The 20,513-nt window shown below is 57.7% G+C and carries 17 protein-coding genes and 2 tRNA genes; 17 read left to right on the forward strand and 2 right to left on the reverse strand.

The features are described 5' to 3' along the window. Positions 1–22 precede the first annotated feature (22 nt). On the forward strand, positions 23–427 hold the full coding sequence (locus tag GDV60_RS04615; RefSeq protein ID WP_159906451.1) for an MFS transporter: 405 nt from the start codon (positions 23–25) through the stop codon (positions 425–427). Between the two features lie 8 nt (positions 428–435). On the opposite strand, the gene GDV60_RS04620 is transcribed toward GDV60_RS04615, so the two are convergent. Then, positions 436–744 carry a YhbY family RNA-binding protein gene (locus GDV60_RS04620; RefSeq protein WP_029298992.1) on the reverse strand — a complete coding sequence of 103 codons (309 nt, stop codon included), beginning with the start codon at positions 742–744 and terminating at the stop codon, positions 436–438. A 105-nt stretch (positions 745–849) separates the two neighbouring features. Between GDV60_RS04620 and rlmE the strand changes: the two genes are divergently transcribed. The 16 genes from rlmE to GDV60_RS04700 all read left to right on the forward strand — a co-directional run bounded on the left by rlmE (position 850) and on the right by GDV60_RS04700 (position 17,083). Further along, the gene (gene rlmE / locus GDV60_RS04625; RefSeq protein WP_029298990.1) at positions 850–1,500 is read left to right on the forward strand and encodes a 23S rRNA (uridine(2552)-2'-O)-methyltransferase RlmE; all 651 of its coding nucleotides are present in this window, start codon (positions 850–852) and stop codon (positions 1,498–1,500) included. A 200-nt stretch (positions 1,501–1,700) separates the two neighbouring features. Further along, positions 1,701–3,611: an ATP-dependent zinc metalloprotease FtsH gene (gene ftsH, locus GDV60_RS04630; protein WP_029298988.1), complete on the forward strand. Its 1,911-nt coding sequence runs from the start codon at positions 1,701–1,703 to the stop codon at positions 3,609–3,611. Positions 3,612–3,619: 8 nt separating this feature from the next. Further along, the gene (folP, locus tag GDV60_RS04635) at positions 3,620–4,471 is read left to right on the forward strand and encodes a dihydropteroate synthase (protein WP_092233364.1); all 852 of its coding nucleotides are present in this window, start codon (positions 3,620–3,622) and stop codon (positions 4,469–4,471) included. Positions 4,472–4,487: 16 nt separating this feature from the next. Then, positions 4,488–5,825: a phosphoglucosamine mutase gene (glmM, locus tag GDV60_RS04640; protein WP_159906452.1), complete on the forward strand. Its 1,338-nt coding sequence runs from the start codon at positions 4,488–4,490 to the stop codon at positions 5,823–5,825. A 66-nt stretch (positions 5,826–5,891) separates the two neighbouring features. After that, a complete protein-coding gene (tpiA, locus tag GDV60_RS04645; RefSeq protein ID WP_070994377.1) occupies positions 5,892–6,647 on the forward strand; it encodes a triose-phosphate isomerase in 756 nt (251 codons plus the stop codon). A 4-nt stretch (positions 6,648–6,651) separates the two neighbouring features. Continuing rightward, a complete protein-coding gene (gene secG, locus GDV60_RS04650) occupies positions 6,652–7,035 on the forward strand; it encodes a preprotein translocase subunit SecG (protein WP_029298979.1) in 384 nt (127 codons plus the stop codon). 21 nt (positions 7,036–7,056) lie between these two features. Further along, positions 7,057–7,142: transfer RNA gene (locus GDV60_RS04655), tRNA-Leu, on the forward strand. Positions 7,143–7,238: 96 nt separating this feature from the next. Continuing rightward, positions 7,239–7,315: transfer RNA gene (locus GDV60_RS04660), tRNA-Met, on the forward strand. A 140-nt stretch (positions 7,316–7,455) separates the two neighbouring features. After that, positions 7,456–7,914, forward strand: a complete 459-nt coding sequence (gene rimP / locus GDV60_RS04665; protein ID WP_032867412.1) for a ribosome maturation factor RimP — start codon at positions 7,456–7,458, stop codon at positions 7,912–7,914. Between the two features lie 59 nt (positions 7,915–7,973). Further along, a complete protein-coding gene (gene nusA, locus GDV60_RS04670; protein ID WP_029298976.1) occupies positions 7,974–9,455 on the forward strand; it encodes a transcription termination factor NusA in 1,482 nt (493 codons plus the stop codon). Between the two features lie 27 nt (positions 9,456–9,482). Continuing rightward, on the forward strand, positions 9,483–12,005 hold the full coding sequence (gene infB / locus GDV60_RS04675; protein WP_029298975.1) for a translation initiation factor IF-2: 2,523 nt from the start codon (positions 9,483–9,485) through the stop codon (positions 12,003–12,005). A 159-nt stretch (positions 12,006–12,164) separates the two neighbouring features. Continuing rightward, positions 12,165–12,560 (forward strand): 30S ribosome-binding factor RbfA, encoded by a 396-nt coding sequence (gene rbfA, locus GDV60_RS04680; protein WP_029298974.1) that lies wholly within the window; start codon positions 12,165–12,167, stop codon positions 12,558–12,560. A gap of 3 nt (positions 12,561–12,563) precedes the next feature. Continuing rightward, the gene (gene truB / locus GDV60_RS04685) at positions 12,564–13,481 is read left to right on the forward strand and encodes a tRNA pseudouridine(55) synthase TruB (protein ID WP_104911564.1); all 918 of its coding nucleotides are present in this window, start codon (positions 12,564–12,566) and stop codon (positions 13,479–13,481) included. Between the two features lie 115 nt (positions 13,482–13,596). Beyond that, entirely contained in the window at positions 13,597–13,866 is a 270-nt protein-coding gene (gene rpsO / locus GDV60_RS04690; RefSeq protein ID WP_003177875.1) for a 30S ribosomal protein S15, read from the forward strand. A gap of 194 nt (positions 13,867–14,060) precedes the next feature. Then, positions 14,061–16,166, forward strand: a complete 2,106-nt coding sequence (gene pnp, locus GDV60_RS04695; RefSeq protein WP_029298969.1) for a polyribonucleotide nucleotidyltransferase — start codon at positions 14,061–14,063, stop codon at positions 16,164–16,166. 296 nt (positions 16,167–16,462) lie between these two features. Then, positions 16,463–17,083 (forward strand): BON domain-containing protein, encoded by a 621-nt coding sequence (locus GDV60_RS04700; protein ID WP_029298967.1) that lies wholly within the window; start codon positions 16,463–16,465, stop codon positions 17,081–17,083. A gap of 424 nt (positions 17,084–17,507) precedes the next feature. On the opposite strand, the gene GDV60_RS04705 is transcribed toward GDV60_RS04700, so the two are convergent. Further along, positions 17,508–20,441 (reverse strand): DUF748 domain-containing protein, encoded by a 2,934-nt coding sequence (locus GDV60_RS04705; protein WP_070994375.1) that lies wholly within the window; start codon positions 20,439–20,441, stop codon positions 17,508–17,510. Positions 20,442–20,513 lie beyond the last annotated feature (72 nt).

Genomic DNA, 20,513 nt, shown 5'->3' on the forward strand with positions numbered 1-20,513 from the left:
GCGCCCGCTTCGAGCGGGCGCCATGCTTTGGCAGTTGGCCCAGATGCTCTGGGTTGGCGGCCTGTGGCTGTTGCACCTGGGTGTATTGCCGGTGCTGGGCATGATTGGCCTGGCGCCGTTGCTGATCGATGAGATCGGCGGATTATTGAGTGCGTTGCTGGTAGGTTTTGCAGCCGCGTGCGTGACGCTCCAGGCACTTGTGCTGATCAAGGCCGAGGGCTTGGGGAGTTTGTGGCGGGATATGCGTGGGCAACTGCTGTTGATGGCGCTGTATGCGTGCGCAATGTATTGCGTGGTGCGCATATTGCTGCCGGAAGCGTTGCGCTGGCAGCTGTTCAGCTATCTTGTGCTAGGGTTTTCTGGCTTGGTGCTGGTGGTACAGCCTGCGCCGGGGTGGAGCGGCAGGGCGCGCGAAGCACGCCCGTGACCCTTGAATCATTTGAAGCGATGAACGTTCGACAGTTGCTTGTTGGCGCTGAAATTCTTGCGATACAGCAGCGCCATCTTGCCGATGACCTGAACCAGGTCCGCTTTGCCCACCTTGCACAGTTCTGCAATGGCGGCCAGGCGTGCTTCGCGATCAAGGATATTGACCTTGATCTTGATCAGCTCGTGATCGCCTAATGCGCGTTCAAGTTCGGCTAACACACCTTCAGTCAAACCGTTGTCTGCCACAATCAGAACTGGTTTCAGATGGTGGCCAATGGATTTGTACTGTTTCTTCTGCTCTTGAGTGAGCGGCATAATCTGACCCCTGCGTCTGATCTTGTAAAAAGCGGCGGCCAGTTTACCCGAGCGAGTCCGGGACCGCCCAGTTAATCACGACCCGTTTTATTTTCGAGGTGGCCCGTGGCCCGTTCCAAAACTAGCCTTAAGTGGCTGCAAGAGCATTTCAACGATCCTTACGTCAAAAAGGCGCAGAAGGACGGCTACCGTTCACGGGCCAGTTACAAACTGCTGGAGATCCAGGACAAGGACAAGCTGATCCGTCCGGGCATGAGCGTTATTGACCTGGGGGCCGCCCCAGGTGGTTGGTCCCAGGTGACCAGTCGTCTGATTGGTGGGCAGGGGCGTCTGATCGCGTCCGACATCCTGGAAATGGACAGCATCCCGGATGTGACCTTTGTTCACGGTGACTTCACCGAGGACGCCGTACTTGCGCAGATCCTTGAGGCGGTAGGAAATTCACAGGTAGACCTTGTGATTTCCGACATGGCCCCCAATATGAGTGGATTACCGGCCGTTGATATGCCGCGCGCGATGTTCCTTTGTGAATTGGCGCTGGATTTGGCGGGTCGGGTTTTGCGTCCAGGTGGAGATTTCCTTGTGAAGGTATTCCAGGGCGAAGGTTTTGACGAGTACCACAAGAACATTCGCAAGTTGTTCGACAAGGTGCAGACGCGCAAGCCTGACTCTTCCCGGGACAGGTCCAGGGAGCAGTATTTGTTGTGCCGCGGCTTCCGCGGTGTCGAGGGCGCTGCGAGCGAAGAGCGTTTTTGAGGAATTCGAGGTAGGCGATAGGTTTTTTTATATCGCTTTCGTCATGAAGCTTTACGAATATTGTGTAGTCAAAGTTTCACAAAGGGTTACAGACGGCGCCTGCCAGAGTTGTAGGTAATGTAGTAAGTTAGGCCGGTGAATATCATGCGAAGCGCGCGCCAGTAGCGGAGCTTGCTTCAGAGGGTAGTTAATTGAACGATATGGCAAAGAATCTGATCCTGTGGTTGATCATCGCGGCTGTCCTGGTGACGGTGATGAACAACTTCTCCAGCCCTAACGAGCCGCAGACCCTCAACTATTCCGACTTCATCCAGCAAGTTAAGGATGGCAAGGTCGAGCGCGTGGCGGTTGATGGCTACGTGATCACTGGCAAGCGCAACGATGGTGATAGCTTCAAGACCATTCGTCCGGCGATCCAGGACAATGGCCTGATCGGCGACCTGGTGGATAACAAGGTCGTCGTCGAAGGTAAGCAGCCTGAGCAGCAGAGCATCTGGACCCAGTTGCTGGTAGCCAGCTTCCCGATCCTGGTGATTATCGCCGTGTTCATGTTCTTCATGCGCCAGATGCAAGGCGGCGCGGGGGGCAAGGGCGGGCCGATGAGCTTCGGCAAGAGCAAGGCGCGCCTGCTTTCTGAAGATCAGGTGAAAACTACCCTGGCTGACGTTGCAGGTTGCGACGAAGCCAAGGAAGAAGTCGGTGAGTTGGTCGAGTTCCTGCGCGATCCGGGCAAGTTCCAGCGCCTGGGCGGCCGTATTCCTCGCGGTGTACTGATGGTCGGTCCTCCGGGTACCGGTAAGACCCTGCTTGCCAAGGCGATTGCCGGCGAAGCCAAGGTACCGTTCTTCACCATTTCCGGTTCCGACTTCGTCGAGATGTTTGTCGGCGTAGGTGCAAGCCGCGTGCGTGACATGTTCGAGCAGGCCAAGAAGCACGCGCCGTGCATCATCTTCATCGATGAAATCGACGCTGTCGGTCGCCATCGTGGTGCTGGTATGGGCGGTGGTCACGACGAGCGTGAGCAGACCCTCAACCAGTTGCTGGTGGAGATGGACGGCTTTGAAATGAACGATGGCATCATCGTGATTGCCGCCACCAACCGTCCTGACGTACTTGACCCTGCGCTGCTGCGTCCGGGCCGTTTCGACCGTCAGGTCGTGGTGGGCTTGCCAGATATCCGTGGCCGCGAGCAGATTCTCAAGGTCCATATGCGCAAAGTGCCAATGGGCGATGACGTGGCTCCGGGCGTGATTGCCCGTGGTACTCCTGGTTTCTCCGGTGCCGACCTGGCGAACCTGGTGAACGAGGCCTCGCTGTTCGCTGCCCGTACCGGCAAGCGCATCGTCGAGATGAAAGAATTCGAGCTGGCCAAAGACAAGATCATGATGGGTGCCGAGCGCAAATCCATGGTCATGTCCGAAAAAGAGAAGCAGAACACCGCTTATCACGAAGCTGGTCACGCCATTGTCGGTCGTGTTGTGCCTGAGCATGACCCGGTCTACAAGGTCTCGATCATTCCACGTGGTCGCGCACTGGGTGTCACCATGTTCCTGCCGGAAGAGGATCGCTACAGCCTCTCCAAGCGCGCCCTGATCAGCCAGATCTGTTCGCTGTACGGCGGCCGTATCGCTGAAGAGATGACCTTGGGTTTTGACGGTGTTACCACCGGCGCGTCCAACGACATCATGCGTGCCAGCCAGATTGCGCGGAATATGGTCACCAAGTGGGGTCTGTCGGAAAAACTCGGCCCGCTGATGTATGCCGAGGAAGAAGGTGAGGTGTTCCTGGGGCGTGGCGGCGGTGGTCAAAGTGCCAGCTTCTCTGGTGAGACTGCCAAGCTGATTGACTCCGAAGTGCGCAGCATCATTGACCAGTGCTACGGCACGGCCAAGCAGATCCTTACCGATAACCGCGACAAGCTCGACGCCATGGCTGATGCCCTGATGAAGTACGAGACCATTGATGCCGAGCAGATTGACGACATCATGGCCGGCCGTACGCCTCGTGAGCCTCGGGATTGGGAAGGTGGTTCGGGTACTTCAGGCACACCGCCAGTAGTACAGAACGAGCGCCCGGAAAACCCAATCGGCGGTCCGGCTGCCGACCTTTAAGGCTTGAAATGACTTCTGCGTCGCCCTCTACCCGGTTGCCTTGCGGCAGCCGGGTTCTTGATTTGGCCCGTACTCACGTTATGGGCATTCTCAATGTAACCCCTGATTCCTTTTCTGACGGTGGCCGCTTCAGCCAGCTGGATGTGGCATTGCGCCATGCAGAAGCGATGGTCGCTGCAGGCGCGACCCTGATTGATGTTGGTGGCGAATCGACCCGGCCTGGAGCGCGCGCTGTCTCCCCATTGGAGGAGATGGAGCGTGTAGCGCCGATTGTCGAGCGAATCCATCGCGAATTGGATGTAATCATTTCAGTAGACACCTCGACCCCTGCCGTCATGCGCGAAACCGCGCGGCTCGGAGCGGGGTTGATCAACGACGTGCGCTCATTGCAGCGCGACGGCGCGCTGGACGCTGCTGCGGCCACTGGGTTGCCGGTCTGTCTGATGCATATGCTCGGTGAGCCCGGGACGATGCAGGACGCTCCGCACTACGACAACCTTGTTGAAGAAGTGACGGAATTCCTGGTGGATCGCATTGCCCAATGCGCCGCTGTGGGAATTGCACCTGAGCGGATCATTCTCGACCCCGGGTTTGGTTTTGCCAAAACCCTGCAGCACAACTTGAGCCTGTTCAAACATATGCAGTCGCTGCATGCCCTTGGTCGTCCCCTGTTGGTTGGGGTGTCGCGCAAGAGCATGATAGGCATGGCCTTGAATCGTCCCGTGGGCGAGCGCCTGCACGGCGGACTGGCCCTGGCGGCCTTGGCCGTCGCCAAGGGCGCGCGCATTCTACGGGTGCACGATGTGGCCGAGACCGTTGACGTAGTGCGGATGATCGAAGCGGTAGAATCAGCCGAATAAGAATGATGGAGCACTTATGACAAAGAAATATTTTGGCACCGACGGTATTCGTGGTCGGGTCGGCGAATTCCCGATCACTCCGGATTTCATGCTCAAGCTGGGCTGGGCGGCCGGGATGGCTTTCCGCAGCATGGGGGCATGTCGCATCCTGGTCGGCAAGGACACGCGGATCTCTGGTTACATGTTCGAATCTGCATTGGAGGCGGGCCTGTCTGCTGCCGGGGCTGACGTGATGTTGCTGGGGCCGATGCCTACGCCGGCGATCGCTTACCTCACGCGTACCTTTCACGCTGAAGCCGGGATTGTGATCAGCGCTTCGCACAATCCCCATGATGATAATGGCATCAAGTTCTTTTCGGGTCAGGGCACCAAGCTGCCGGACGAGATCGAGCACATGATTGAAGAGCTGCTGGATGCGCCGATGACCGTCGTCGAATCGAGCAAGCTGGGCAAGGTTTCGCGGATCAACGACGCTTCGGGTCGTTATATCGAGTTTTGCAAAAGCAGCGTGCCCACCAGTACCAATTTTGCCGGGCTCAAGGTGGTGATCGACTGCGCCCACGGTGCGACCTACAAGGTGGCGCCCAGCGTATTCAAGGAGCTGGGGGCCGAGGTGACTGTGCTGTCGGCTCAGCCCAACGGCCTGAACATCAACGACAACTGCGGCTCGACCCATATGGGGCAGTTGCAGGCGGCGGTATTGGCTGAGCACGCGGACCTGGGTATTGCCTTTGATGGCGACGGCGACCGCGTGTTGATGGTCGATCACACGGGCACCATCGTTGACGGTGACGACCTGCTGTTCATCATTGCCCGTGACCTGCATGAGCGTAACAAGCTGCAAGGCGGCGTCGTCGGTACCTTGATGAGTAACCTGGGGCTGGAGTTGGCCCTGGCAGATCTGGGGATCCCGTTTGTGCGCGCCAATGTTGGCGACCGCTACGTGATTGCCGAGCTGCTGGAGCGCAACTGGGTGGTGGGTGGCGAGAATTCCGGGCACGTAGTGTGCTTCCAGCACACCACTACCGGTGATGCGATCATCGCTGCGTTGCAGGTTCTATTGGCCTTGCGTCGCCGTGAAGAGAGCCTGGCCCAGGCGCGTCAAGCATTGCGCAAATGTCCTCAGGTACTGCTCAATGTGCGTTTCTCTGGGGGTGAGAACCCTATCGAGCACCCGGCCATCAAGGAAGCCTGTGAGCGTGTTACCGTCGCCATGGCGGGCCGTGGCCGGGTCTTGTTGCGCAAGTCGGGGACCGAGCCTTTGGTGCGTGTCATGGTCGAAGGCGATGACGAAACACAGGTTCGCGGCTATGCCGAAGAGCTGGCAAAACTGGTAACTGAAGTTTGCGCCTGAATTCGGCTTGCCAGTGTTGATGCGGTTGGGTAACATCTGCGCCCACTTTGACCGACGAGGTACAGCATGCGTCGCACTATGGTAGCTGGTAACTGGAAGATGCACGGTACCCGCGCCAGTGTCGCTGAGCTGGTCAATGGCCTTCGTCACTTGGCACTGCCGAGTGGTGTCGATATCGCGGTATTCCCGCCTTGCTTGCATATCAACCAAGTGGTTGATGGCTTGAAAGGCAAGTCGATCCAGGTCGGCGCGCAGAATTCCGCAGTAGAAGCCATGCAGGGTGCGTTGACTGGTGAAATTGCACCGAGTCAGCTGGTTGATGCAGGTTGTTCCTATGTGCTCGTTGGGCACTCCGAGCGCCGTCAGATGATGGGCGAGCGTGATGGGACACTCAACCGCAAGTTCGCAGCGGCACAGGCTTGTGGCCTGATTCCCGTGTTGTGCATAGGGGAGACCCTTGAGCAGCGTGAATCCGGCAAGACTCTTGAAGTTGTCTCGCGTCAGCTGGGCAGCATCATCGAGGAGCTGGGTGTTGGTGCATTTGCAAAGGCAGTGATTGCTTACGAGCCGGTCTGGGCCATTGGCACCGGGCTGACTGCTACACCGCAACAGGCGCAGGATGTGCACGCAGCCATCCGCGCGCAGTTGGCGGCAGAGAATTCTGAGGTCGCGCAAGGTGTGCGGCTTCTATACGGCGGCAGCGTGAAGGCGGCCAATGCGGTCGAACTGTTCGGCATGCCGGATATCGATGGGGGGCTCATTGGTGGAGCTTCCCTGAATGCAGATGAGTTCGGTGCGATTTGTCGCGCCGCGGGAAACTGAGAAAATGCTGGAAACAGTCGTAGTCGTTTTTCATCTGTTGGGTGCACTGGGCGTTGTTGCCTTGGTATTGCTGCAACAGGGTAAAGGTGCGGACGCTGGTGCGTCTTTCGGGGCAGGTGCTTCAAATACTGTGTTCGGAAGCCAAGGTTCCTCTACCTTTCTTAGTAAGTTTACTGCTATACTTGCCGCCGGTTTCTTCATAACCAGCCTGGGGTTAGGTTACTTTGCTAAAGAGAAAGCTCATGTGCTGACTCAAGCAGGTTTGCCAGATCCAGCAGTGTTGGAAGTTCCAAAAGCAAAACCGGCTTCTGATGATGTCCCGGTGCTTCAAGAGCAAAAGTCGGCTACTCCAGCGACTGACGTGCCTCCAGCTCAAGAGCAGAAGTAAGAAGGTTGTAAACGCTGTATTGCCGAGGTGGTGGAATTGGTAGACACGCAACCTTGAGGTGGTTGTGCCCATAGGGTGTAGGGGTTCGAGTCCCCTTCTCGGTACCAATTATCAGGAGAGCCCGCTGTTGCGGGCTTTCTTGTAGGTGGAAGGTTACATTGACCCTGTAAGGGATCGGTCGTATACTTCCGCCCCAGCTTTGTCGCGGGGTGGAGCAGTCTGGTAGCTCGTCGGGCTCATAACCCGAAGGTCGTCGGTTCAAATCCGGCCCCCGCAACCAGTTTTAGCGGAGCCCCTTTTAAGGGGCTTTTTGTTAGCTGGACACTTTCAACGCCGCTGTTCGACGGCGTTTCAAGGATGGGCGTTTCGCCCATTTTTTTATTTTGCACAGCATGCACATACATGCACGAGGGGGTTCAGGTGTCGAGCAAGCTAGAAGAGTTGCAGGCCTTGCTGGCCCCGGTGGTCGTGGCCCTAGGCTATGAATGCTGGGGTATTGAGTTTTCGGCTCAAGGTCGCCACTCAATGTTGCGCGTTTATATCGATAAAGAGGGCGGCGTGCTGGTGGACGATTGTGCCATCGTCAGCCGTCAGATCAGTGGTGTCCTGGATGTTGAAGATCCGATCGCCGTTGAATACACCCTCGAAGTTTCCTCGCCAGGCATGGAACGCCCACTGTTCACTATTGAGCAGTTTGCTAAATATGCCGGTGAACAAGTGAAGATCAAGCTGCGATCTCCTTTCGAAGGGCGACGCAACTTTCAGGGCCTTCTGCGCGGTGTAGAAGAACAGGATGTAGTGGTGCAGGTAGAAGACCACGAGTTCCTGTTGCCGATCGATATGATCGACAAGGCCAACATTATTCCCAGTTTTGACTGAGACGTGCCAGAAACTGCGGATCCCGCGGATCCAATGGCTTGCGAAAGGCGAGGCGTACGATGAGCAAAGAAGTACTGCTGGTTGTTGAGTCGGTATCCAATGAAAAGGGCGTACCGGCAAACGTGATTTTTGAAGCGCTGGAGCTGGCCCTGGCCACTGCTACCAAAAAGCGTTTTGAAGACGAAGTTGATCTGCGTGTGGAAATCAATCGCCACACCGGAGCCTATGAGACGTTCCGTCGCTGGACGGTCGTCGAAGAAGCCGATCTTGATGATCCGGCCATCGAAACCTGGCCGAGCAAGGTTGCGTTAACGCATCCTGGTGCCCAGGTTGGTGACGTCGTCGAGGAAAAGATCGAGTCCATCGAGTTCGGCCGCATCGCTGCACAGACTGCCAAGCAGGTCATCGTGCAAAAGGTTCGCGAAGCCGAGCGCGCCCAGGTTGTTGATGCCTATCGCGAGCGCCTGGGGGAAATCATCTCCGGCACCGTGAAGAAAGTGACTCGCGACAACGTGATCGTCGACCTGGGTAACAACGCAGAAGCGTTGTTGGCCCGTGAAGACATCATTTCCCGCGAAACCTTCCGTGTTGGCGTGCGTTTGCGCGCGCTACTCAAGGAAATCCGCACTGAGAACCGCGGCCCTCAACTGATCCTGTCGCGTACTGCGCCGGAAATGTTGATCGAGCTGTTCCGTATCGAAGTGCCGGAAATTGCCGAAGGCCTGATCGAAGTCATGGCTGCGTCCCGCGACCCGGGTTCGCGTGCCAAGATCGCGGTCCGCTCCAAGGACAAACGCATCGACCCGCAAGGCGCTTGCATTGGTATGCGCGGTTCGCGCGTCCAGGCAGTGTCGGGCGAATTGGGCGGTGAGCGCGTGGATATCGTGCTGTGGGACGATAACCCAGCGCAGTTCGTGATCAACGCCATGTCCCCGGCCGAAGTTGCGGCAATTATTGTTGACGAAGATGCCCATGCAATGGACATCGCCGTTGGCGCAGACAATCTGGCCCAGGCCATCGGTCGCGGTGGTCAGAACGTGCGTCTGGCCAGCCAGTTGACTGGTTGGACCCTGAACGTCATGACCGAATCGGACATCCAGGCTAAGCAGCAAGCAGAAACCGGCGATATCCTGCGCAACTTCATCGACGAGCTGGAAGTCGACGAAGATCTGGCACAGGTGCTGGTAGATGAAGGCTTCACCAGCCTGGAAGAGATTGCCTACGTACCGGTGGAGGAAATGCTCAACATCGACGGCTTTGACGAAGACACCGTCAACGAGCTTCGCGCTCGGGCCAAGGATCGCTTGTTGACTAAAGCCATCGCTACTGAGGAAAAGCTGGCAGACGCCCATCCGGCCGAAGACCTGCTCTCGCTTGAGGGTATGGACAAGGATTTGGCGATGGAACTGGCGGTGCGCGGCGTAATTACCCGCGAAGACCTGGCCGAGCAGTCTATTGACGACCTGCTCGACATCGACGGCATTGACGATGATCGTGCCGGCAAGTTGATCATGGCCGCCCGAGCCCATTGGTTCGAGTAATTAGGCGCGGCCTGAGGAGAGAAGTGCATGACGCAAGTCACGGTGAAACAACTGGCCGATGAGGTCAAAACACCGGTAGAGCGCCTGTTGCAGCAGATGCGTGAGGCAGGTCTGCCGCACACCGCCGCCGAGGAACATGTGAGCGACAGTGAGAAGCAATCGTTGCTGACTCACTTGAAAAGCAGCCACAAGGCGAAAGTGGAAGAACCGCGCAAGATTACATTGCAGCGCAAAACAACCAGCACCCTGCGGGTGGCTGGTAGCAAGAGCATCAGCGTTGAAGTACGTAAGAAGAAAGTCTTCGTACAGCGCAGCCCGGAAGAAATCGAAGCCGAGCGCAAACGCGAGATGGACGAACGTCGCGCAGTAGAAAATGCTGCACGTCAGAAGGCTGAAGAAGAAGCCAAGCGTCGCGCCGAAGAAGAAGCGCGTCGCCAGCCTGCTGCTGCGCAATCCGCTACTGATGCAGTCGCCGCTCCTGCAGCGCCTGTTGAAGCTGTGCGTGAGGCTGCTCCGGTTGCCGCTGCACCAGCACCTGCTGCTGACGCTCGCAAGCGCGACGAACCTCGTCGTCCGGACAAGCCACGTGCCGACGATAACAATCGTCGCAGTGGTGGTGGCGATGGCGAGCGTAAAAACGCTCCGCATCGTGCCTCGGTCAAAGAGAAAGCGCCTGCTCCACGCGTTGCGCCACGTACTACCGACGAAGAAAGCGATGGCTTCCGTCGTGGTGGTCGCGGCAAGGCCAAGCTGAAGAAACGCAACGCCCACGGTTTCCAGAGCCCAACCGGCCCTGTCGTGCGTGATGTGCAGATCGGTGAGACCATCACTGTTGGCGATTTGGCCAATCAGATGTCGGTCAAGGCTGCTGAAATCATCAAGTTCATGTTCAAACTGGGTACTCCAGCGACCATCAACCAGGTGCTTGACCAGGAAACTGCTCAACTGGTAGCCGAAGAACTGGGCCACAAAGTGACCCTGGTCAGCGACACCGCCCTGGAAGACTCCCTGGCCGAGTCCCTTAAGTTTGAAGGCGAGACCTTCTCCCGTGCGCCAGTCGTGACCGTAATGGGTCACGTTGACCATGGTAAGACCTCGCTGCTCGACTACATCCGTCGTGCCAAGGTAGCTGCCGGCGAAGCCGGTGGTATCACCCAGCACATCGGTGCATACCACGTTGAAACCGAGCGCGGTATGGTCACCTTCCTTGACACCCCAGGTCACGCCGCGTTTACCGCAATGCGTGCCCGTGGTGCCAAGGCGACCGACATCGTGATCCTGGTAGTTGCAGCGGACGACGGCGTAATGCCGCAGACCATTGAAGCTGTCCAGCACGCCAAGGCCGCTGGTGTTCCACTGGTTGTTGCCGTGAACAAAATCGACAAGCCGGGCGCTGATCTTGATCGCATCCGTAGCGAACTGTCGGTTCACGGTGTGACTTCCGAAGAGTGGGGTGGTGATACGCCGTTCGTTTCGGTTTCGGCGAAGGTCGGTACCGGCGTAGACGAACTGCTCGAAGCTGTTCTGCTGCAAGCCGAAGTCCTGGAACTCAAGGCAACCCCATCGGCCCCGGGTCGTGGTGTTGTGGTTGAATCGCGTCTCGACAAAGGTCGTGGCCCGGTTGCTACCGTTCTGGTTCAAGACGGTACCCTGCGCCAAGGCGACATGGTGCTGGTCGGTTCGAACTATGGCCGTGTACGTGCCATGCTCGACGAGAACGGCAAGCCAATCAAGGAAGCGGGTCCATCCATCCCTGTCGAGATCCTCGGCCTGGACGGTACCCCGGACGCTGGCGACGAGATGAGCGTACTGTCGGACGAGAAGAAAGCCCGTGAAGTGGCTCTGTTCCGTCAAGGCAAGTTCCGCGAAGTCAAACTGGCCCGTGCTCACGCCGGCAAGCTGGAAAACATCTTCGAGAACATGGGCCAGGCAGAGAAGAAGACGCTCAACATCGTCCTCAAATCTGACGTCCGTGGTTCCCTCGAAGCGTTGAACGGCGCCTTGAACGGCCTGGGTAACGACGAAGTGCAAGTGCGTGTTGTCGGTGGCGGTGTCGGTGGTATCACCGAGTCCGACGCCAACCTGGCACTGGCTTCCAACGCTGTACTGTTCGGCTTCAACGTGCGTGCCGATGCTGGCGCACGGAAGATCGTCGAGCAGGAAGGCCTGGACATGCGTTACTACAACGTCATCTACGACATCATCGAAGACGTCAAGAAGGCCCTCACCGGCATGCTTGGCAGTGACGTCCGGGAGAATATCCTGGGTATCGCTGAAGTTCGTGACGTGTTCCGTTCGCCGAAGTTCGGCGCGATTGCCGGTTGCATGGTTATCGAAGGTACTGTGTACCGCAACCGTCCAATCCGTGTACTGCGTGAAGACATCGTTATCTTCGAAGGCGAGCTGGAATCCCTGCGCCGCTTCAAGGATGACGCTTCCGAAGTGCGTGCCGGCATGGAATGCGGTATCGGCGTCAAGAGCTACAACGACGTCAAGCCTGGCGACAAGATCGAAGTTTACGAGAAGGTCCAGGTTGCTCGCAGCCTCTAACTCGCGCACTTCAGGAGCCACGCCGCGTGTGGGCATGCAAATGCCCCGCGTAGTGTCCGGACTCTAAACGCAACGCCCGGTCTGGCTTTTGTCAGGCCGGGCGTTTGCCGCTTTCAGACCCCACGGGTTTCACCGTGTGGCAGTAACAGGTAACAAGACATGGCAAAAGAATACAGCCGTACCCAACGTATCGGCGATCAGATGCAGCGCGAGCTGGCCCAACTGATCCGTCGCGAAGTCAAAGACCCGCGCGTTGGCCTGGTCACCATCACCGCTGTTGAAGTGAGCCGTGACGTTGGTCACGCGAAGATCTTCATCACCGTGATGGGCCAGGACAACAGTGAAGAGATCGCGCAAAGCATCAAGGTGCTCAACTCCGCCGCAGGGTTTTTGCGGATGCAGTTGGCCCGCGAGATGAAGCTGCGCAGCGTGCCGCAGTTGCACTTCCACTACGACGAAAGCGTCGTGCGTGGTGCGCATCTGTCGGCCCTGATCGAACGTGCAGTGGCTGAAGACAATCAGCATCCGTCCACACCTGAAGACGCCAAGGAGTAAGCGGTGGCTCAGGTCAAACGTATCCGTCGTAACGTCAGCGGTATCATCCTGCTCGACAAGCCCATTGGCTTTACCTCCAATGCCGCTTTGCAGAAGGTCCGCTGGCTGCTCAATGCCGAGAAGGCGGGGCACACCGGTAGCCTTGATCCCCTGGCGACTGGCGTATTGCCATTGTGTTTCGGGGAGGCTACCAAGTTCTCCCAGTACCTGCTCGATTCGGACAAGGGTTACGAAACCCTGATGCAACTGGGCAAGACCACTACCACGGCCGATGCCGAAGGTGATGTTCTGCAGGTTCGCGACGTGACCGTTGGTCGTGCAGATATTGAGGCTGCCTTACCCGCTTTTCGTGGGCAAATCAGTCAGATACCGCCGATGTACTCGGCTCTCAAGCGTGATGGCCAGCCTCTTTACAAGCTGGCACGTGCGGGCGAAGTAGTGGAGCGTGAACCGCGTTCTGTTACTATTGCGCGCTTGGAATTGCTCGCCTGTGAAGGCGAGACCGCCCGTTTGGCCGTGGACTGCAGCAAAGGCACCTATATCCGTACCCTGGTGGAAGATATTGGTGAACAACTCGGTTGCGGCGCGTACGTTGCAGAACTGCGACGCACACAGGCAGGCCCTTTCACCCTGGCCCAGACGGTCACGCTGGAAGAGTTGGAAGCCGTGCATGCCGAAGGCGGCAACGAAGCAGTTGATCGCTTCCTGATGCCATCGGACAGCGGTTTGCTGGATTGGCCATTGCTGCACTTCTCGGAGCACAGCGCGTTCTACTGGCTTAACGGCCAACCGGTACGCGCTCCGGATGCGCCGAAGTTCGGCATGGTGCGGGTACAAGATCACAACGGTCGCTTTATCGGTATCGGTGAAGTGAGCGAAGACGGGCGCATCGCGCCGCGTCGACTGATTCGGTCAGAATGACCGGACGAGGGTGGCTGTTAACAGGCACGGTCACTACTCATTTTTAGATACAGGGATTTGTCCCTGGCCTGTTGAAACTACCCTTTGGGTGGTTTCCTGAAAAAAGGATTGCCTCATGGCTCTCGACGTTCAAGAAAAAGCACAAATCGTAGCTGACTATCAGCAAGCTGTTGGTGACACTGGTTCGCCAGAAGTGCAAGTTGCACTGCTGACCCACAACATCAACAAGCTGCAAGGTCACTTCAAGGCCAACGGTAAAGATCACCACTCCCGTCGTGGTCTGATCCGCATGGTAAACCAGCGCCGTAAGCTGCTGGACTACCTGAAAGGCAAGGATCTGGGTCGTTATCAGACTCTGATCGGTCGCCTGGGTCTGCGTCGCTAATCAGCGATTGCGCTAGAGGTTGGTTGTTTGCCGTGTGTCAGTGGGATTCCCGCTGGCCCATGGCAGGCTCCCAGCCTCAAGTTTTATCTGGATACACGTTTTACCCTGGACAAGGGTTGGGCCGATTCCCGACATTGCCCAAGAATTTCGCAAGAAGACAAGTTCCCCAAGAGCCACAAAGAAGGTAGGACACCGTGAACCCGGTAATCAAAAAATTCCAGTTCGGTCAGTCGACCGTTACCCTCGAGACAGGCCGTATCGCCCGTCAGGCCTCCGGCGCAGTGCTGGTCACCGTTGACGACGACGTCACCGTATTGGTGACCGTTGTTGGCGCCAAGACCGCTGACCCGAGCAAAGGCTTCTTCCCTCTGTCCGTTCACTACCAGGAAAAGACTTACGCTGCCGGTAAGATCCCTGGCGGTTTCTTCAAGCGCGAAGGCCGTCCTTCCGAGAAAGAAACCCTGACTTCCCGACTGATCGACCGTCCGATCCGTCCGCTGTTCCCAGAAGGCTTCATGAACGAAGTGCAGGTTGTCTGCACCGTCGTTTCCACCAGCAAGAAGACCGATCCGGACGTCGCTGCGATGATCGGTACTTCGGCGGCCCTGGCCATCTCCGGCATTCCGTTCGATGGCCCGATCGGCGCCGCTCGCGTTGCTTTCCACGAAAGCACCGGCTACCTGCTGAACCCGACTTACGAGCAGCAGAAAGCCTCGAGCCTGGACATGGTCGTTGCCGGTACTTCGGAAGCCGTGTTGATGGTTGAATCGGAAGCCAAAGAGCTGACCGAAGACCAGATGCTGGGCGCCGTACTGTTTGCTCACGACGAGTTCCAGGTCGTGATCAACGCCGTTAAAGAACTGGCCGCCGAAGCTGCCAAGCCAACCTGGACCTGGGCTCCTCAGCCAGAAGCCACCGCACTGCTGGGCGCTATCCGCTCCGAGTTCGGCGCTGCTATCTCCGACGCCTACACCATCACTGTCAAGGCCGACCGTTACGCTCGCCTGGGTGAGCTGAAGGACCAAGTCGTTGCCAAGCTGTCCGGCGAAGAAGGTCAGCCTTCTTCCAGCGAAGTCAAAGCAGCCTTCGGTGAAATCGAATACCGCACCGTTCGCGAAAACATCGTTAACGGCAAGCCACGTATCGACGGCCGTGACACCCGCACCGTGCGCCCGCTGAACATCGAAGTCGGCGTTCTGCCGAAGACTCACGGTTCGGCCCTGTTCACCCGTGGTGAAACCCAGGCCCTGGTTGTTGCGACCCTGGGTACTGCCCGTGACGCACAGCTGCTGGACACCCTGGAAGGCGAGAAAAAAGACCCCTTCATGCTGCACTACAACTTCCCTCCGTTCTCGGTGGGCGAGTGTGGTCGCATGGGCGGTGCTGGTCGTCGCGAAATCGGTCACGGCCGCCTGGCCCGTCGTTCGATTTCGGCCATGCTGCCGGCCGCCGACGTGTTCCCGTACACCATCCGTGTGGTATCGGAAATCACCGAGTCGAACGGTTCCAGCTCCATGGCTTCCGTTTGCGGTGCTTCCCTGGCACTGATGGACGCCGGTGTGCCGATGAAGGCACCGGTCGCCGGTATCGCCATGGGTCTGGTTAAAGAAGGCGAGAAGTTCGCCATCCTGACCGACATCCTGGGTGACGAAGACCACCTGGGCGACATGGACTTCAAAGTAGCCGGTACCGCCAAAGGTGTTACCGCGCTGCAGATGGACATCAAGATCAAGGGCATCACCGAAGAGATCATGGAGATCGCCCTGGGCCAAGCCCTGGAAGCGCGCCTGAACATCCTCGGTCAGATGAACCAGATCATTGGTCAGTCCCGCACCGAGCTGTCGGAAAATGCTCCGACCATGATCGCGATGAAAATCGACACCGACAAAATCCGTGATGTTATCGGTAAAGGTGGCGCGACCATCCGTGCGATCTGTGAAGAAACCAAGGCCTCGATCGATATCGAAGACGACGGTTCGATCAAGATCTTCGGCGAAACCAAGGAAGCGGCTGAAGCAGCACGTCAGCGCGTACTGGGTATCACCGCTGAAGCCGAGATCGGCAAGATCTACGTGGGTAAGGTTGAGCGCATCGTCGACTTCGGCGCATTCGTCAACATCCTGCCTGGCAAGGATGGCCTGGTTCACATCTCCATGCTGAGCGACGCTCGCGTTGAGAAAGTGACCGACATTCTGAAAGAAGGCCAGGAAGTGGAAGTGCTGGTACTGGACGTGGACAACCGCGGCCGTATCAAGCTGTCCATCAAGGACGTAGCGGCAGCCAAGGCTTCGGGCGTTTAATCACTCCCAGGCTTCACGCTGAAAAAGAGGACTCTTCGGAGTCCTTTTTTTATGGCTTTGGGAAAGTGACGGTAAATCAGCCGTTTAGCCAAGGGCAAAAGCCGCAACTTGCATGCAGGCATGAAGGTCTTCATGCAAGTTGCACGATTTCGAAAAAGTCCTATTTTGTTAACTTGTTGTTTTATAAGGATTTATTTTAGTGTTTAGACTTGGCACACTGCCTGCAATATTCCTGTTAACGCTGCAGCATCAAGGTTCACACACTGCAGACTTTTAATAAAACAGGAGTTACTCGTATGAAGAAGTTCGCTCTCGCTACTGCTACCGCTCTGACCCTGGCCATGGGTGCTAACGTGGCCTTTGCCCAGACTTCCCAAGCTCCAATGACCCTGGCGGCCGGTGAAGCCACCAAGGCAAAAGAAAGCGTTTCGGATACTTGGATCACCACTAAAGTTAAGTCTGATCTGCTGACCGAAAAAGGCATTCCTGGTTCGGACATCAAGGTTGAAACCAACAAAGGTGTGGTTTCCCTGTCGTCGACTGTAGCCATTTCGGATTCGCAGAAAGCAACCGCTGTAGCGATCACCAAGAAAATCAAAGGTGTAACCGCGGTTTCTGCTGACGGCCTGCTGGCTGGCGGCGCTACCAAGGCAGACAACATCGACAAAACCAAAAGCGCAGCTGCAGGCGCCAAAGAGTCCACTTCCGATACCTGGATCACTACCAAAGTGAAAGCTGACCTGGTAACCGAGAAAGGCATTCCTGGTACCGATATCAAAGTCGAAACCAACAAGGGCGTAGTTTCCCTGTCCTCTTCGGTCGCTGTGACTGAAGCGCAGAAAACTACTGCGGTGAATATCACCAAGAAAATCAAAGGCGTTAAAGCTGTATCGGCCGACGGCCTGAAAGCAGAGTAACGCTTAACAACTCGACTGAACCCAGGCGGCCTAGAGCGAGGCAGATATCCGCTCAATGCACCTTACAGGTTCATGCGACCGACCACAGGGATGTGGTCACTACGGGCCCCGGCACTTGTGTCGGGGCCCGTTTTATTGTGGGTTGGAATTCATCTTTGCAGATTATGCAGAGCAAATGTAGGAGCTGGCTTGCCTGCGATGGCCATAGGTATCTACACAACTTTCAGAAGCTGACGATCTTCCCTGTGGCGTTCCGACAAGCCCGCTCGCCACAACAGCCCTATCTGCCTGGGTTTATGCGATGCAGCAAAATTGTGTAGATACCTATGCTGCGATGGCGGTGTATCAGCGGCAAATAGGCTGGCTGACCCACCGCCTTCGCAGGCAAGCCAGCTCCTACACTTCAGACTTCTGGTGCCGGTAGTTACTCGGCATCCAGGTGCATTGGCGTGACAACCCGGCCATCTTTCTCGGCCTGCCCCAGGTTGGCATCGATGAAGTACACCCGGTCATCTTCCAACTGGCCCTTGTCGACCAGATAGTCCTTGATCGTACTGGCACGGTCCTGGCCCAGTTGGCGTAGCAGCACGTCGCTGCCGCTCCAGAACTTGATCACGCCGTCGCGCAGTTTCGCCGAGCGTTCATCGCTGCCCAGGTCTTTCCACTCAGCCGGTGGCTGTTGCTTCAAGCGGGTGCGATAGATGCCTTCGAGCAGCGGGGCTTTTTCCTTTTCAGGTACTACAAGCAACGACGCCTGGGCCGGGACTTTATCGCCGCGACGCTGGAGAATCTTGTAGTAGTTGTACTGATACTCGCGCTCAAGCCGCTCGGCCGCCAGGAACGGACCGTCGCTGCTGGCTGCCGCGGTGCCTTCGATCTCCAGGCGCAGCGCAGGGCGCTCCTTGAGGGCCTTGGCGAGGCTGTCCAGGGCCGACTCGGCGTCCTTGCTCAGTGCGCTGGAACCTGCGGCGAACGACACGTTGCCCAGATCCTGCGCGCCACCACCGGTTACCAGCCCGCCAATGAACTTGAACGGCGCCGTCGCCGCGCGTACCACCAGGTTGCGCAGGGTTTGCCAGACAATCGGCATCACGCTGAATTGCGGGTTATTCAGGTCGCCAGTCACCGGCAATTCGATGGAGATCTTGCCGTCCGTGTCCTTGAGCAGGGCGATCGCCAGGCGAATCGGCAGGTCCACCGCATCTGCGCTATCGACTTTCTCGCCCAGTTGCAGTTGCTCCACTACCACCTTGTTCTCGGCCTTCAACTGGCCTTTGGTGATCACGTAGTGCAGATCGAGGTTGAGCCGGCCCTTACGGATACGGAACCCGGCAAATTTGCCGGAATACGGGGTCAGGGTAGTCAGCTCGACGCGTTTGAAGCTGGTGGCGATATCCAGGGCGGCCATCGGGTCAAACGGATTCACGCTGCCCTTGATGGTCACTGGCGCATAGCGGTCGACCTTACCCTTGATATCGACGCTGGCCGGCTTGGCCTGGCGGCTGTCGATGGTACCGATCTGGCCATTGAGCTGCTGGATCGCTGTGGCGAAGTTCGGCGTGAGGCTGAAGTCGGCAAAGTTGGCCGAACCATCGTTGATCGCGATCTGGCCGATGCGGATACCCAAAGGCTTTTCGTTGCTCGCGCTGGATTTGGCGGTAGATTTGGCACCGCTGTCAGCCGGTTGCGGGATCAGCAGATCATCGACGTTGGTGGTGCGGTCGTCGTTGATCATAAAGCGTGCATAGGGTTGCAGCAGGTTGATCTTGTCGATCGACAGGCTGTTGCCGTGCTGGTAGTTCAAGCCTTCAACCACCAGGCGCTGCCACTTGAGGAAGTCGCGGGTCTTGAGGGTATCGAGGGTGTGCAACTGATCCACTTGCGCCCGGCCGGTGATCTGCAGTGCGAGGGGCTCGGTACTCTTGAGGTTCACGTCCAGGTTGCTGCCGAGCATGCCGCTACGCAGTTCCAGGCGGATAAACGGGCTGATATAGGATTGGGCAACCCGCAGGTCGATATCCTTGGTGTCGACTTTCAGCTTGGCGCTGACCGGGTTCAGGTTGACCTGGCCGCTCGCCTGAAGCTTGCCCTGCTTGCCCAGGCCACTGTCGATCTTCAAGGTGAAGGGGCTTTGATTGAGGCTGTCGAAGTCTTGTACATCGACATTCAGCGGGCCCAGTTCCAGTGCCACAGCAGGTTTTACCTGGCGATCAGCCAAGTGCACCTGGTAGTTGCGCAGTTGCACGTCCTTGAGCAGTACTTGCCAAGGCTTGCTCGGTGCTGTGGGTGCGGGTTCCGGCGAATCGGCTGTAGCGGGCGCCGTGGCTGGCTCGGGCTTGGTGGCCGGCTTGCTCGGCTGGCTGGCGAACAGTTTCTGCCAGTCCAGTTGGCCGTCGGCTTCGCGGGCGGCCCAGGTTTCGAGCTTGTTACTGCGGATCTTGCCAACGATCACTTGCTGCTTGGCCAGGTCGATCGAGGTTTCGCTGACATCCAGGCGTTCCAGGCGCGCCAGGGGCCGCCCATCCGGGGCCTTGATCGCGAACGGCGCGATGCTCGCGGAGACGTTGGTCAGGTTCAGCTCGGTTTCTTTGGCCAGGTTCAGCTTGTAGTCGGTGCTGAAGTTGAGGATGCCGTCTTCCAGGACCAGCGGCAGGGCGTCCCGTACATAGGGCCACCAGACCTTCATTTTGCCATCGGTGACCTTGAGCTTACCTTCGGAGGTGATCGGTACCAGGCTGAAATTGCCGGTCCAGTCGATCTGACCGCCTTCGGGGCCGGCGGCGACCAGGGTCATGTCGGCATTGTCTTCGGGCAGGGTGCTGAGGTTTTTCAGTTCAAAGTCGAGTTTGTCGTAGAGGAACTCGATAGGCTCGCTGGGGCGCACGTCTTCAAAGTGCACGTAGCCGTCGGCCAGCTTGATGCGTTCGATACGCAGCGGGAACGGTTTGCTGTCGGGGTCATCGGGGGTTGGTTCGCTCGGCGGTACTTTGAACAGTTGCGCCAGGTTGAGCGTGCCGGCTTTGTCGAAGAGGATTTCGGTCCTGGGCTTGTCCAGCTGCACATCGGCCAGGTGCAGGGCGCGTGTCCAGAGGCTGTCGATCTGCAGGTTGGCGTAGAGACGCTCAAAACCCACTTGTTCCTTGCCGGGCTCGCCGATCTTCAGGCCCCAGAGGGTCAGCTCCAGGCTGAACGGGTTGAGCTCGATACGCTCGATACGGGCCGGTACCGTGGCGTAGTTGGCCAACTGCTGGTTGGCCACGCGAAGGGCAATACCGGGCAGAATCAGGAAGCCCAGCAAGCTGTAGAGTGCAAGGGCGGTCAGCAAGGCGCCTGCGGCGCGAATCAATCCTTTGGACATGGGTGACGCCATCTATATCAATCAGGAGTGCCTTGGAGTATGGCACGGGTTTGCGGTTCCGAAGAACCGCGC

Source organism: Pseudomonas sp. DTU12.1, assembly GCF_009873475.1.
GTDB lineage: Bacteria > Pseudomonadota > Gammaproteobacteria > Pseudomonadales > Pseudomonadaceae > Aquipseudomonas > Aquipseudomonas proteolytica.

Coding starts and splice junctions, on each gene's coding strand:
- GDV60_RS04705 (WP_070994375.1), bottom strand. CDS start 20,441: ATGTCCAAAGGATTGATTCGCGCCGCAGGCGCCTTGCTGACCGCCCTT.
- GDV60_RS04620 (WP_029298992.1), bottom strand. CDS start 744: ATGCCGCTCACTCAAGAGCAGAAGAAACAGTACAAATCCATTGGCCAC.
- tpiA (WP_070994377.1), top strand. CDS start 5,892: ATGCGTCGCACTATGGTAGCTGGTAACTGGAAGATGCACGGTACCCGC.
- ftsH (WP_029298988.1), top strand. CDS start 1,701: ATGGCAAAGAATCTGATCCTGTGGTTGATCATCGCGGCTGTCCTGGTG.
- secG (WP_029298979.1), top strand. CDS start 6,652: ATGCTGGAAACAGTCGTAGTCGTTTTTCATCTGTTGGGTGCACTGGGC.
- glmM (WP_159906452.1), top strand. CDS start 4,488: ATGACAAAGAAATATTTTGGCACCGACGGTATTCGTGGTCGGGTCGGC.
- folP (WP_092233364.1), top strand. CDS start 3,620: ATGACTTCTGCGTCGCCCTCTACCCGGTTGCCTTGCGGCAGCCGGGTT.
- rbfA (WP_029298974.1), top strand. CDS start 12,165: ATGGCAAAAGAATACAGCCGTACCCAACGTATCGGCGATCAGATGCAG.
- GDV60_RS04615 (WP_159906451.1), top strand. CDS start 23: ATGCTTTGGCAGTTGGCCCAGATGCTCTGGGTTGGCGGCCTGTGGCTG.
- nusA (WP_029298976.1), top strand. CDS start 7,974: ATGAGCAAAGAAGTACTGCTGGTTGTTGAGTCGGTATCCAATGAAAAG.
- infB (WP_029298975.1), top strand. CDS start 9,483: ATGACGCAAGTCACGGTGAAACAACTGGCCGATGAGGTCAAAACACCG.
- rpsO (WP_003177875.1), top strand. CDS start 13,597: ATGGCTCTCGACGTTCAAGAAAAAGCACAAATCGTAGCTGACTATCAG.
- GDV60_RS04700 (WP_029298967.1), top strand. CDS start 16,463: ATGAAGAAGTTCGCTCTCGCTACTGCTACCGCTCTGACCCTGGCCATG.